This window comes from Comamonas sp. (genome assembly GCF_036643215.1).
Classification (GTDB): Bacteria; Pseudomonadota; Gammaproteobacteria; order Burkholderiales; family Burkholderiaceae_C; genus Comamonas.
Window position 1 is genome coordinate 91,529 of the sequence record NZ_JAVXSJ010000012.1, and the last position, 12,600, is coordinate 104,128.

A 12,600-nucleotide genomic window follows, 5' to 3' on the forward strand; every position below is an offset into this window, starting at 1 on the left:
CTGGGGTTTCACTGAAATTTCAAAGGAACTGTGCCCATGTTGACTGAAGACGGTAAGCACCTGTATGTGAGCTACGACGAGTACCACGGTCTCATCGAAAAGCTCGCTGTCAAGATTCACCAGTCCGGCTGGGAATTCGACACCATCCTGTGCCTGGCACGTGGTGGTCTGCGTCCCGGCGACATCCTGAGCCGCATTTTCGACAAACCCCTGGCCATCATGTCCACCAGCTCCTACCGCGCCGAAGCCGGCACGGTGCAGGGCCATCTGGATATCGGTCGCTTCATTGCGACCCCCAAGGGTGAAATTGCTGGCCGCGTGTTGCTGGTCGATGATCTGGCGGACTCGGGCGCTACGCTCAAGGCCGTGATTGCCATGCTCAAGACCAACTACGCCCCGATTACCGAGCTGCGCAGCGCTGTGATCTGGACCAAGGGCATCTCGACCTTCGAGGCCGACTACTCGGTGGACTTCCTGGGTACCAACCCCTGGATTCACCAGCCGTTCGAGGGTTACGATTCTCAGAGCCCTGAAAAGCTGGCAGAGAAATGGAAGGACTGAGCACCTCGCTCAGCCTTGCAAAAAAGGAGCCCTCTGGGCTCCTTTTTTTATAGAAACATGATGCTCATTATTTGGTGAGCAATATGTGCCTTTATTCCAACGGTTTCAAGTATTTTTAGTACTGAATAATATGCAAGGCAGGCGCTAGCTGCTCCTGTTTTTGATGTTTTTCCATAGTGGGAGCCAGTGCCGCTAAGGCTTCGCTTGGCTTGTACAGCAGCAAGTGCTGCAAACAGTTGGCTTGTGTGGGCAGTGGCTGCTCTGGCGCGGATACACTGCAGAGATTCTGAGAAGGTGGTGGTTGTGGGACGTCTTTCTATTGGGCGCACTGGCGCTGCTGTGGCATTGGTGATTGGTGTGGGGGCCGCGGCCTGGCTGGGTGCTTCGGCAATGCCTGGATTCAAATCTGCTTCGGCGCAGGCATCGCCAGCGGTAAAGCCTGCAACGACGGCTGCAACAACCGTGGCAGCTTCTGACGCGTCGGCTCGTCCGGCAGTCGTCATGCCGGCGCAGGCATCGCGTGCCGTACAAGGCCCGACCCCTATTTTTGTGCTGAACTCTCTGGATGCCTCCATCAGCGTGGTGGATCCGTTGACCTGGAAGGAGCAATCGCGCATCCCTACAGGCAAAGAGCCGCATCACCTGTATCTGACACCTGACGAAAAGTCGCTGGTCGTGGCCAATGCGCTGGGTGACTCGCTGTCGCTGATTGACCCGCGTACAGGCGCTGTGCAGCGCGTGATTCGCGACATCGTGGACCCTTACCACCTGCGCTTTTCGCCCGATATGAAGTGGTTCATCACGGCGGCCAACCGCCTCAATCACATCGACTTCTATCGCTGGGATGCGGCGACGCAGACCCCCACGCTGGTCAAGCGCGTGTCCACGGGTAAGACGCCTAGCCACCTGTTTATCGACGCGCAAAGCAAGACGCTTTACTCGACCATGCAGGACAGCGATGCGCTGGTGGCCATCGACATCGCCACGCAGACCATCAAGTCCCGCGTGCCCACCGGTCCTATGCCTGCTGACGTCTATGGCAGCCCTGATGGCAAAAAGCTGTTTGTGGGCCTGACCGGCGGTGATGGCGTGGAGGTATTTGACCTCACGGGTGCTGAGCCACGCAGCGTGGGGCAGATTAAGACGGCTGCGGGCGCACATGCCTTCCGTGCTGCGGGCGATGATCGTCACCTGTTCGTGAGCAACCGAGTGGCCAATACCATCAGCAAGATCGATATGGTCACCAGTCAGGTCGTCGCCAATTACCCGGCACCGGGTGGCCCGGACTGTATGGATGTGTCGGCTGACGGCCGCTACATCTATGTGGCCTCGCGCTGGGCGCGCAAGCTCTCTGTGATCGACACGGTAGAGAAGAAGGTGGTTAATCAGGTCAATGTGGGCAAGTCGCCCCACGGTGTCTGGACACTGTCCCACGCCGCACGCTAAGTGAGGCTCTCCCTGCTGCAGTCAAGTGGCGGGGAGCGGCTTCAGTGCGTGTTGAGCGCCTACCAGTTCACCTGAAGGAGGGTGGATGCAAAGACGTCAATTCATGCTCGCATCCGCGGCAGCTGGCCTGCCCGGGTTGTCTGTGGCTGCAGACTCTTCAAAAAAGATAGCTGCTAGCGCATGCAACAAGCCGGTTTATCTGACTTTTGATACAGGGCACATGGGCATCGCCAATCTGGTCGCCCAGGTGCTGCAAAAGCACAAGGTGCCCGTTACCTTCTTCGCTGCCAATGAGCCGACGAAAGAGGGCAGCAGCAGCCTCAGCGACTTCTGGGCACCCTGGTGGAAGGCGCGCGCCGATGAGGGCCACCAGCTCGCATCGCACACCTTTGACCACATGTACTGGCTGGCTGATATTCGTGACAAGGCCACAGGGCAGGTCACGCACTTCAAGGTCAAGCCATCGGCAGGGCCCAGAGCAGGGCAGAGCTTTGTGGTCTCGGTGGCCGAATATCAGCAAGAAATTGCCCGCGCCGCTCAGCGGCTCACGCAGATGACTGGGCGCAAGCCCTTGCCGCTGTACCGCGCACCGGGCGGCAAGACATCGCCCGCGTTGATTGCTGCGGCGCAGCAGGGTGGTTATCAGCACATTGGCTGGGCGCCTGCAGGCTTTCTGGGCGATGAGCTGCCCAGCGATAAATACCCCAATCAACGTTTGCTGTCGCAGGCGCTCAAAAACATACGCAGCGGCGATATCTTGCTGGCCCACCTTGGTATCTGGTCACGTCAAGACCCGTGGGCGCCAGCGGTGCTGGAGCCGCTGATCGTCGGCCTGCTGGATAAAGGCTTTTGCTTCCGTACGCTGGCCGAGCATCCTGCGTATCAAGGCTGGATTGCGCAGCACCGCTGAGTGCCGCGCCAGGAGTGATTTGTGGACTTGTTGATTCAGATTTTTGGAGATGCGCAGCAACGCCTGTTTGAGGGCGTGGTGCAGCCGTTTCTGTTTCACTTCGGCATGGCCAACCTGCTGGAAGATGGTTACGCCGCCACCGGCTGGCTGCTGGTCGGCCTGCTGCAAATTGCCATCATGATTGCCGTCATCGTGCCGCTGCAGCGCTGGAAGCCGGTGGAGCCCGTGGTGGACCATCAGGCTATTCGCGTGGACATCATCTACACGCTGATTCACCGGCTGGGTCTGTTCCGTCTGGCACTGTTCTTCAGCATTGACCCGATGTGGGACGCGGTCATGGGTACGGTCCATGTCTGGGGCTTTCCCGCTTTTCATCTGGATGATCTGTGGCCGGGTGTGACGGACAACGCCTGGGTCAGCCTGCTGCTGTACCTGGTGGTGTTTGATCTGGTTGAGTACTGGATTCACCGTGGCCAGCATGGCCTGCGCTGGTGGTGGAAGCTGCATGCGCTGCACCACTCGCAGCGCCAGATGACGGTGTGGAGCGACACCCGCAATCATTTGCTCGACGATGTCATTCACGACGCCATCATCGTGCTGGTGGCTCAACTTATCGGCGTAGCCCCAGGTCAGTTTGTGGCGATTGTGGCGCTGACCCAGCTCAGCGAGAGCTTTCAGCATGCCAATGTGCGTATCTGGTTTGGTCATCTGGGGGAACGCCTGTGGGTCAGCCCGCGCTTTCATCGCCGCCACCATGCCGTCGGCATTGGCCATGAGCCCATGGCGCCGGTGCGCAACAAAAAGGTGCACGGCAACAACTTCGGCGTGTTGCTGCCCTGGTGGGACATGCTGTTTGGCACAGTCAATTTTGACCTGCGCTATGACCCGACGGGTGTTCGCGATCAAGTACAACCAGATGCACAAGGCAAGCTGCGTGACTATGGCCGTGGCTTCTGGGCGCAACAATGGCGGGGCGTCCTACGATTGATAGGTCGCGCTTAAGGCCTTCCTTCGGTATGCTTGCTGACATGGGCTTGCTACTCGACTCTTTTTGGCGTGCATTGGCGTATTGCCTGCATAAGCGGGTTATCGCCTGGTCACTGCTGCCTTTGCTGGCTATGGGCTTGCTGACCTGGGTGCTGGGCTACTTCTTCTGGGCGGATGCCGTTCAGCGGGTGCAAAACCTGCTCGACGGCGTAGGCTGGCTGCATTCCATCTGGGTGTGGCTGCAAGAGCACGGAATGAGCTACGCCTCTGAGGTGGTCGCTTCTATTTTTGTCGTACTGGGGGCCACGCCAGTGTTGGTGGTTCTCACTTTGCTGTTTGCAGGCCTCTTCATGGCGCCGGTGCTGACCAGGCTGGTGGCTGAAAAACGCTTTGCCCAGCTTGAGAAAAAACACGGTGCATCCACCATTGCCAGCGTGTTCTGGTCAGGCGGCTCCACCTTGATTGCCTTGCTGGCTTTGTTGGTCACGCTGCCGCTGTGGGTCTTTCCACCCTTGATGCTGGTGGTCGCGCCTCTGATCTGGGGCTGGCTGACTTATCGCGTCATGGCTTTTGATGCCTTGGCTGAACATGCCAGCAAAGACGAGCGCCGCAATCTGTTTGTGCGTTACCGCATGTCGCTGATTTTGATGGGCATCATCTGCGGCTATCTGGGCGCTGCGCCGGGAATCGTCTGGGTTTCAGGTCTGGTGTTTCTGGCCGCGTTCTGGATTTTGATTCCCATCGCCATCTGGATTTATGCGCTGGTGTTTGCTTTCTCGGCGCTGTGGTTTGCGCATTTCTGTCTAGGCGCGCTGGAGCAGATGAGGGCGCAGTCCACACCTCAGGCCGCAGACCCCAAGGTGCCGTTTGCCCACGATGTCGGTGATGCAGCTCAGATTACCCGCTGAGCCTGCTTGCCGCTAAGTGCATTGCATGGCGCGCACCAAAACCAGTCATTTTCTAGAACTGCACTAATTTGGTGCACATAAGTCACCAAGTTGGTGCAATCAAGAGTGAGGCTCAGGCAGTGCGACAATATGGGCCTGTTTGGTGCAGTGTGCGAAACACACGTTGCTCAGCGTATCTGTAAGTGACAAATATGCTTGTTCACCGTAGTGCAACGGAAGTTGGCACGTAAACTGCTTAATAGTATTTATTCTTTATTTGATCAGCCACGTTGGCAGGAGAGATCTAATGGCGAAGACCGTAGCAGATGTGATGCAGATGGTGCAGGATAACGAGGTCAAGTTCGTAGACCTGCGCTTTACCGATACCCGTGGCAAGGAACAGCACGTAACCGTGCCCGTGTCGCACTTTGACGAAGACAAGTTTGTCTCCGGCCACGCTTTTGACGGCTCTTCCGTCGCGGGCTGGAAGGGTATTGAAGCTTCGGACATGCAACTGGTGCCCGATCCCAATACTGCCAACATCGACCCCTTCTTTGAAGAAACCACACTGATTTTGCAGTGTGACGTGATCGAACCCGGTGATGGCAAGGCCTATGACCGTGACCCCCGCTCCATCGCCAAGCGCGCTGAAGCCTACCTGAAGGCCTCTGGTCTGGGCGACACCGCCTACTTCGGACCCGAGCCCGAATTCTTCATCTTCGACGGCGTGCGCTGGGGTACCGAGCCTCACAACCCCTTCTTCGAAATCGAAGAGTACGAAGCGCCATGGAACACTGGAACCAAGTTTGAAACCGGCAACCGTGGTCACCGTCCCCGTAACAAGGGCGGCTATTTCCCAGTGCCTCCCGTTGACAGCACGCAAGACATGCGCGCAGAAATGTCGCTGTTGCTGGAAGCCGTTGGTATTCCCGTCGAAGTGTTCCACCACGAAGTGGCCGGCGCTGGTCAAAACGAAATCGGCACACGCTTCTCGACCCTGGTTGAGCGCGCTGACTGGACACAGCTGCAAAAGTACATCATCTGGAACGTAGCCAACACCTACGGCAAGACCGCTACTTTCATGCCCAAGCCCTACGCTGGCGACAACGGCTCTGGCATGCACGTGCACCAGTCCGTGTGGAAGGATGGCAAGAACCTGTTTGCTGGCGACGGCTATGCCGGTCTGTCTGACTTCGCGCTGTACTACATCGGCGGCATCATCAAGCACGCCCGTGCTCTGAACGCCATCACCAACCCCGGCACCAACAGCTACAAGCGTCTGGTCCCTGGCTTTGAAGCTCCTGTGAAGCTGGCTTACTCGGCCAAGAACCGTTCCGCTTCCATCCGTATTCCTTACGTGAGCAACCCCAAGGGCCGCCGCGTGGAAGCCCGCTTCCCCGATCCATTGATGAACCCCTACCTGGGCTTCGCGGCTCTGCTGATGGCGGGTCTGGACGGCGTGGAAAACAAGATCCATCCCGGCGAAGCAGCCACCAAGGATCTGTACCATCTGCCTCCCGAAGAAGACAAGCTGGTGCCTACCGTGTGCCACAGCCTGGACCAGGCCCTGGACGCGCTGAACGAAGACCGCGCCTTCCTGACCAAGGGTGGCGTTTTCTCCGACAGCATGCTGGATGCCTACATCGAGCTGAAGATGGGCGAAGTGACTCGTTACCGTCAGTCGGTGCACCCTGTCGAATACGACATGTACTTCTCGCTGTAAAGCGAGGAGCAAAAGAGGCGGCGCAAGCCGCCTTTTTTATTGCACAGTCATTGAGGTAGCGTGGCGCATAAGGAACCAAACAGGACGGCAGCAATCAAGTAGTGAATAAACCTGCAAGCTTGGAGCGATACTCAAGGTATCGCGGACTTGCTGTCGCTGTCTGCCTGAGAGGGAACGAATGAAGAAGCTTTATGTGTTGTCGTTGCTGCTTGCGGTGTCTGGCGCTGTCTTTGCGCAGGATGTGATTTACCGCTGTGGCAATGAATACACCAACAATGTGGCGCAGGCTAAGGCCAAAGGCTGCAAGCCGGTTGATGGCGGCGGCGTCACTGTCATTCATGGCACGCGCTCATCTGGCAGCAGCAGCGCTGGCACAACCGCTGCACCGGCCAAGCCCAAGCCTGCAACATCTGCATCTAGCAGCGCAGCACCTGCGCCTGTGCGCAGCGATAACGCTGCTCAAAAAGCACGTGACTCTGATGCCCGCGCCATCTTGCAAAGCGAGCTGAGCAAGGCACAAGCCCGTTTAAGTGAGTTGAAGGCTGAGTACAACGACGGCAACCCTGTGCGCACGGCACTGGAGTTGCGCAATCCTCAGGGCTACCCAGAGCGGGTGGCCAAGCTAAAAGCAGACATCGCCCGCCAGGAGAGCGATGTCGCAGGTATCAAGCGAGAACTGGATCGCTTGCCCGCAGGCAATTAACCCAGTCCACGGGGCTGGTTACATCTGATCTATTGCATGAGTTCAACCGCTGACTTGCCCCCCCCCGATGCATCCAACCTGGAGTTGGATGAAACCGACCAGAAAAACTACCAGTCTCTAGACTGGCTTTGCACCTTGATTGCCGTATTGGATGAGCGCGGCATGGTGCGTTTTGTCAATGCGGCGCTTGAGAATGCCCTCGGCCAGTCGCGCCGAATCATGGTGGGGAGCGAGTTTGCCACCTGTGTGGCCGAGCCCGCCTTGCTGGACAAGGCCTTGAGCGGCGCGCGCTCCAATGATTTCGCTGCGCTGCGCTTTGAGGCGAACTTGCTGCGTCTGGGGCTGGAGCCATTGCCCATTCACGCTGCAGTCTCTCTGGCGGAGAAGGCTGGGCATGTGATGGTCGAGATGTGGCCGCTTGAGCAGCAGGCCCGCCAGGACCGCGAAGAGCGCATTCGCGAGCAGGCTCAGGCCAATAAAGAGCTGATTCGCAATCTCGCGCATGAGATCAAGAACCCGCTGGGCGGTATTCGCGGTGCGGCGCAGTTGCTGCAAATGGATCTGGTCATGCCGGAGCTGCTGGAATACACCACCGTCATCATCCATGAGGCAGATCGCCTGCAGGCCCTGGTCGATCGTTTGTTGGCACCGCATCGCCAGCCGCATGATGTGGGCGACGTCAACATTCACGAGGTGTGTGAGCGCGTTCGTTCGCTGGTGCTGATCGAGCACCCGCAAGGGCTCAAGATTCTGCGTGACTACGACATCTCCATCCCTGAGTTCCGCGGCGATAGCGCGCAGCTGATTCAGGCTCTGCTGAACATTGTCCAGAACGCTGCGCAGGCACTGGGCAGGCGTATTGCCGAAGGCGATGCTGAGATCATTCTCAAGACCCGTGTGGCTAGGCAGGCCACTTTAGGGCGTGAGCGCCACAGACTGGCACTGGAATTGCATGTCATTGATAACGGTTCAGGTGTACCCGATGCCATCAAGGAGCGAATTTTCTATCCCTTGGTATCTGGCAGAGATGGTGGCTCAGGCCTTGGTCTGACGCTCGCTCAGACCTTTGTGCAGCGCCATCATGGCTTGATCGAATGCGATAGCCAGCCCGGGAGGACGGATTTCCGAATTCTGATTCCGCTGCCATAAAGCCTGACATTACTAATATTCCGAACAAGGAAAGGGTGTTGCACGAATGAAGCCGATCTGGATTGTGGACGACGACCCTTCCATCCGCTTTGTGCTTGAAAAGGCATTGGGGCGCGAAGGTTGGCCCATTCGCAGCTTTACCCAGGCGCGTGATGTCCTCAAGGCCCTGGCAGATGTAGACAGCAGCGACCCAGAGCGTCAGGCCCCGCAAGTGCTGGTCAGCGATATCCGCATGCCCGGTGGCTCAGGCCTTGAGCTGCTGGAGCAGGTGAGGGCGCAGCAACCCGGCCTGCCCATGATCATCATGACGGCTTACTCCGATCTTGATAGCGCGGTCTCTGCGTTTCAGCGCGGTGCGTTCGAATATCTTCCCAAACCTTTTGACGTGCCCAAGGCTGTGGAGCTGATCCGCCGCGCGGTTGAGGAAAGCCAGCGCGAAGAAGTGGCCGATGTGCAGGCCCCTGTGCAGGCCGAAATGCTGGGTCAGGCCCCGGCCATGCAGGATGTGTTCCGTGCCATTGGTCGATTGAGCCAGAGCCAGGTCACGGTCTTGATCACTGGCGAATCCGGTTCGGGTAAGGAGCTGGTTGCTAGAGCCTTGCACAAGCACTCTCCCGTTGCTGGAGGACCGTTTGTAGCTATCAATACCGCAGCAATTCCCAAAGACCTATTGGAGTCCGAACTGTTCGGGCACGAGCGCGGTGCATTTACCGGCGCGCAAACCCAGCGTCGTGGCCGGTTTGAACAAGCCGAAGGTGGCACGCTGTTTCTCGATGAAATCGGCGACATGCCTTTTGAGCTGCAGACGCGTCTGCTGCGTGTGCTTTCTGACGGACATTTTTACCGGGTGGGCGGTCATCAGGCCGTCAAAGCCCATGTGCGCGTGATTGCAGCCACCCATCAAGATCTAGAAATCCGCGTAAAGGATGGCGCCTTCCGCGAGGATTTGTTCCATCGCTTGAACGTCATTCGCCTGCGTTTGCCCGCCCTGCGTGAGCGCAAGGAGGACGTGCCCATGCTGACCCAGCATTTTCTGCAGCAAAGCGCACGCCAGCTGGGGGTGGAGCCCAAGCGCATGAGCGGTGTCGCCATGAACCGGTTGCAGACTTTTGGCTTTCCGGGCAACGTGCGCCAGCTGGAAAACATCTGCCACTGGCTCACCGTCATGGCCCCTGCGCAGCAGATTGCACTTAAAGATTTGCCGCCTGAAGTGCTCAATAGCGGCGCAGTGGCTGAGTCGTCTGCACTGTCAGGTGCTGCACAGCCTGCTGAGAAAGTGGAGCCTGTGCTCAGTGCAGAGGCGACTCAGTCCTTCATTCCATTGCCTGCAGAGACTGAAGCCTGGCTGGAAGGGCTTGGCAAGCAAGCTCAAGAGCTGCTCGCAGAGGGGCATAACGATGTGTGGGATCAACTCTCACACAAGTTTGAAGCGCAACTGCTGCGTACAGCGCTGGCCGCTACCCATGGCCGACGCGTTGAGGCGGCAAGCCGCTTGGGCATTGGTCGCAATACCATTACCCGCAAGCTGCAGGAGCTGGGGCTGGAGAACGAAAACTTTGATTGAATCCCTGGTTAAGGGCTTTATCTCAAAGGCGAATCTTCAGTTTCTGGCTTGTATTTGCGGTGTTCAGTAAGACCGTGATTGCCTTTGCTCTCTTTTTTGAGTGCATTAGTCCTACGGAGTGCAATTACGGCTGACGACACAGGTTGATTGGCAGCTCGACAAAAATTAACAAATACTTTGTCAATTGGATCACTGCCTTGCTCGCTGACCTGCTTTCTACCAATCACCTGCCTGCAACAATGTCTGAGCCGCAGTCTGCAGCGAGTGGGTCACTTCTTCCGCAGATGCCCGAGGCGGAAGACGCCTTCTGGCACACCCAGTACACGCTTGAGTCCTACTTTGTCGCCGGGCGCGGCTTTGATCAGTACGCGCCCGCCTATCAACTGGGCTGGCAAGCTGGCCATGAGCAAGGGGCTAGTCAGGTGGGCTTGCCCAGTTTTGAATCTCAGGAAAACGAATTGCGCGCCCGCTGGCTGCAAGCGCATGGTCACAGCCTGCTCGATTGGGCGCAGGTCAAAGCCGCTGTCAAAGCTGCTTATAGCCGCGCTGTTGCACCGCAAAAGAGGGAGCTGCAGCCCAAGCCTTTGGGTGACACCGCAAAAATGGGTCTTGCGCTGGTGTTGCAGGCCGGACAGAGTTTTGCAGAAAGCTCAAGCTCTTTTTTGCGCACGGCAGAGTCCAGCATGACCAATGATGCGCTGCGTCGCTTCTCACATGACTCTCACAAACTGGTGGTCGAGCTGGAAGGGCTGATTGACGGCACGTCTGTGCAAGAGGTGGTAACAGCAGAAGAGCACTTGGGCCTGCTGGAGCGCCTGCGCAGGGCCTGGGTTGGCTATCTGGGTGCAGCGGCTGCCGAGACATTGAGCGGCGTTTTGCAGCGCTTGCAGACATGGCTAGACAGAACTGAGTGCATTGTTCAGCAGGCCTTGCCGTCAGACGTCACCAAGCTGCTCAAGCACCATGTGATGGTGCTGCGCGGTCACGTTGAGGCTTTGCAGTGGCTGAGCCGCGGCCCAGCCTGAGACATATTCAGCGTATTTCGCCGCCACTTGCTCACTTCAACCCAGCGTTACCACCACAGGGGTGTGATCGCTGGGTTGTTTGTTTTTGCGAGGAGTGCGGTCCACGACGCAGGCGGTCACACTGCTTTTCAGTGCGTCGCTGACCAGAATATGGTCGATGCGCAGGCCACGGTTTTTCTGGAAGCCCAGCATGCGGTAATCCCACCATGAGAAGCTTTTTTCGGGCTGCTCAAACATGCGAAATGAATCGCTCAGGCCCAATTTCAGCAAGTCCTGAAAATGCCCACGCTCTTCGACTGTGTGGTGAATCGTGTCCTTGAGTCCAACAGGATCATAGGAGTCGCGATCTTCGGGGGTTACGTTGAAGTCGCCCACCAGCACCAGACGCGGATGCAAAGCCAACTGTTCTTTGACCCAGTCATGAAGCGCTTGCAGCCAGCGCATCTTGTAGGCAAATTTTTCAGAGCCCGGCTCTTGGCCGTTGACGAAGTAGCCATTGATCAGGCGAATCTCGCCTGAGGGTGAATCAATCGTTGTTGCAATGATGCGGGCTTGCTCATCTTCAAAGCCGGGAATATTGCGCACCACATCGCGGCCAGTGTCGCGGGTGATCCATGCCACGCCGTTATAGGTTTTTTGTCCGTGGCTGATGGCCTTGTACCCGGCCTCTTCAAAAGCCATGTGGGGAAACTTGTCGTCAGTGAGCTTGAGCTCTTGCAGGCCCAGCGCATCGACGGGGTTGGCCGCCAGCCAGTCCAGTACTTGAGGCAGACGCACCGTCAGAGAGTTCACATTCCAGGTGGCAATTTTCATCGTCATAAAAACTTTATTCAATCAGTTGTGACTTCGTCTTCGGGGTCCTGAGGTGAGTCTAGTCGCCAGTCACTCAAGGCCTGCCAAAGCGGCGCTCCCATCATTCTGAATGCGTAGCGCATTGAGGTGTTTTTCAAGGGATTCGCGGCGGTGTTGTTTGTCCAAATGTTCCTCTGAATGCAAAACCCGCTTTGGGTGCCAAGCCTGCTGTGCGATGGTTGAATAGGGCTTTGAACCTGAGGACACAACAATGCGTTTATCGAGAAGCTCTTTGATCCGTACAGCTGCTTTGACCGTGGCGGCGGCAGGCGTCGCTGCGGTGGTTTCGGGTTGCGCGGTCTCGGTGCCAAGAGGCATCAAGCCGGTCACTGGTTTTGATGCCAAGCGCTATATGGGCACCTGGTATGAACTGGCCCGTATCGACCACCGGTTTGAAAAGGGCTTGACTGAGGTATCGGCCAACTACAGCTTCAATGACGATGGCTCGGTGCTGGTGGTCAACCGGGGTTATGACGCGGCAAAGAAAGAATGGCGTCAAGCCAATGGCAAGGCACGTTTTTTGGGCGAGTCCGATGTGGCGGCGCTCAAGGTCTCGTTCTTTGGCCCGTTTTATGGCGGCTACAACGTGGTGAGTCTGGATGATGATTACCAGACCTCGCTGGTGATTGGCGATAGCCTTGACTATTTCTGGCTGCTCTCGCGCAGCAAGTCCATCCCTGAGCAGAAATTCAAGCAGCTGCTTGAAAAGGCTCAGGGTCTGGGTGTGGATCTGAGCCGTGTGTTGCTGGTCGCGCAATAAGAACCGATAGCGCAGCCATTGATACGCAGGGGC

General features: G+C 57.4%; 12 protein-coding genes. 11 read left to right on the plus strand and 1 reads right to left on the minus strand.

All coding sequences use genetic code 11. The features are described from left to right. Positions 1–36 precede the first annotated feature (36 nt). The 10 genes from RSF91_RS10420 to RSF91_RS10465 all read left to right on the plus strand — a co-directional run bounded on the left by RSF91_RS10420 (position 37) and on the right by RSF91_RS10465 (position 10,955). On the plus strand, positions 37–561 hold the full coding sequence (locus tag RSF91_RS10420; RefSeq protein ID WP_332568352.1) for a phosphoribosyltransferase: 525 nt from the start codon (positions 37–39) through the stop codon (positions 559–561). A gap of 501 nt (positions 562–1,062) precedes the next feature. Beyond that, complete coding sequence (locus tag RSF91_RS10425; RefSeq protein ID WP_332568385.1) at positions 1,063–2,007, plus strand: YncE family protein; 945 nt, start codon at positions 1,063–1,065, stop codon at positions 2,005–2,007. Positions 2,008–2,092: 85 nt separating this feature from the next. Then, positions 2,093–2,917: a polysaccharide deacetylase family protein gene (locus RSF91_RS10430; protein WP_332568353.1), complete on the plus strand. Its 825-nt coding sequence runs from the start codon at positions 2,093–2,095 to the stop codon at positions 2,915–2,917. 21 nt (positions 2,918–2,938) lie between these two features. Next, positions 2,939–3,919 (plus strand): sterol desaturase family protein, encoded by a 981-nt coding sequence (locus RSF91_RS10435; protein WP_332568354.1) that lies wholly within the window; start codon positions 2,939–2,941, stop codon positions 3,917–3,919. Positions 3,920–3,933: 14 nt separating this feature from the next. Beyond that, on the plus strand, positions 3,934–4,812 hold the full coding sequence (locus RSF91_RS10440; RefSeq protein WP_332568355.1) for an EI24 domain-containing protein: 879 nt from the start codon (positions 3,934–3,936) through the stop codon (positions 4,810–4,812). A gap of 286 nt (positions 4,813–5,098) precedes the next feature. Continuing rightward, positions 5,099–6,514: a type I glutamate--ammonia ligase gene (gene glnA, locus RSF91_RS10445; RefSeq protein ID WP_169106853.1), complete on the plus strand. Its 1,416-nt coding sequence runs from the start codon at positions 5,099–5,101 to the stop codon at positions 6,512–6,514. Positions 6,515–6,692: 178 nt separating this feature from the next. Continuing rightward, positions 6,693–7,217: a hypothetical protein gene (locus tag RSF91_RS10450; protein WP_332568356.1), complete on the plus strand. Its 525-nt coding sequence runs from the start codon at positions 6,693–6,695 to the stop codon at positions 7,215–7,217. A gap of 36 nt (positions 7,218–7,253) precedes the next feature. After that, positions 7,254–8,366, plus strand: a complete 1,113-nt coding sequence (gene glnL / locus RSF91_RS10455) for a nitrogen regulation protein NR(II) (RefSeq protein WP_332568357.1) — start codon at positions 7,254–7,256, stop codon at positions 8,364–8,366. A 46-nt stretch (positions 8,367–8,412) separates the two neighbouring features. Beyond that, positions 8,413–9,930 carry a nitrogen regulation protein NR(I) gene (gene ntrC, locus RSF91_RS10460; RefSeq protein ID WP_332568358.1) on the plus strand — a complete coding sequence of 506 codons (1,518 nt, stop codon included), beginning with the start codon at positions 8,413–8,415 and terminating at the stop codon, positions 9,928–9,930. A gap of 239 nt (positions 9,931–10,169) precedes the next feature. Then, positions 10,170–10,955, plus strand: coding sequence for a hypothetical protein (locus RSF91_RS10465; protein ID WP_332568359.1), 786 nt, complete (start codon positions 10,170–10,172; stop codon positions 10,953–10,955). 36 nt (positions 10,956–10,991) lie between these two features. On the opposite strand, the gene xth is transcribed toward RSF91_RS10465, so the two are convergent. Further along, positions 10,992–11,768: an exodeoxyribonuclease III gene (gene xth, locus RSF91_RS10470; protein WP_332568386.1), complete on the minus strand. Its 777-nt coding sequence runs from the start codon at positions 11,766–11,768 to the stop codon at positions 10,992–10,994. Positions 11,769–12,123: 355 nt separating this feature from the next. Here xth and RSF91_RS10475 point away from each other — a divergent pair, with 355 nt between their 5' ends. Then, entirely contained in the window at positions 12,124–12,567 is a 444-nt protein-coding gene (locus RSF91_RS10475) for a lipocalin family protein (protein ID WP_332568387.1), read from the plus strand. Positions 12,568–12,600 lie beyond the last annotated feature (33 nt).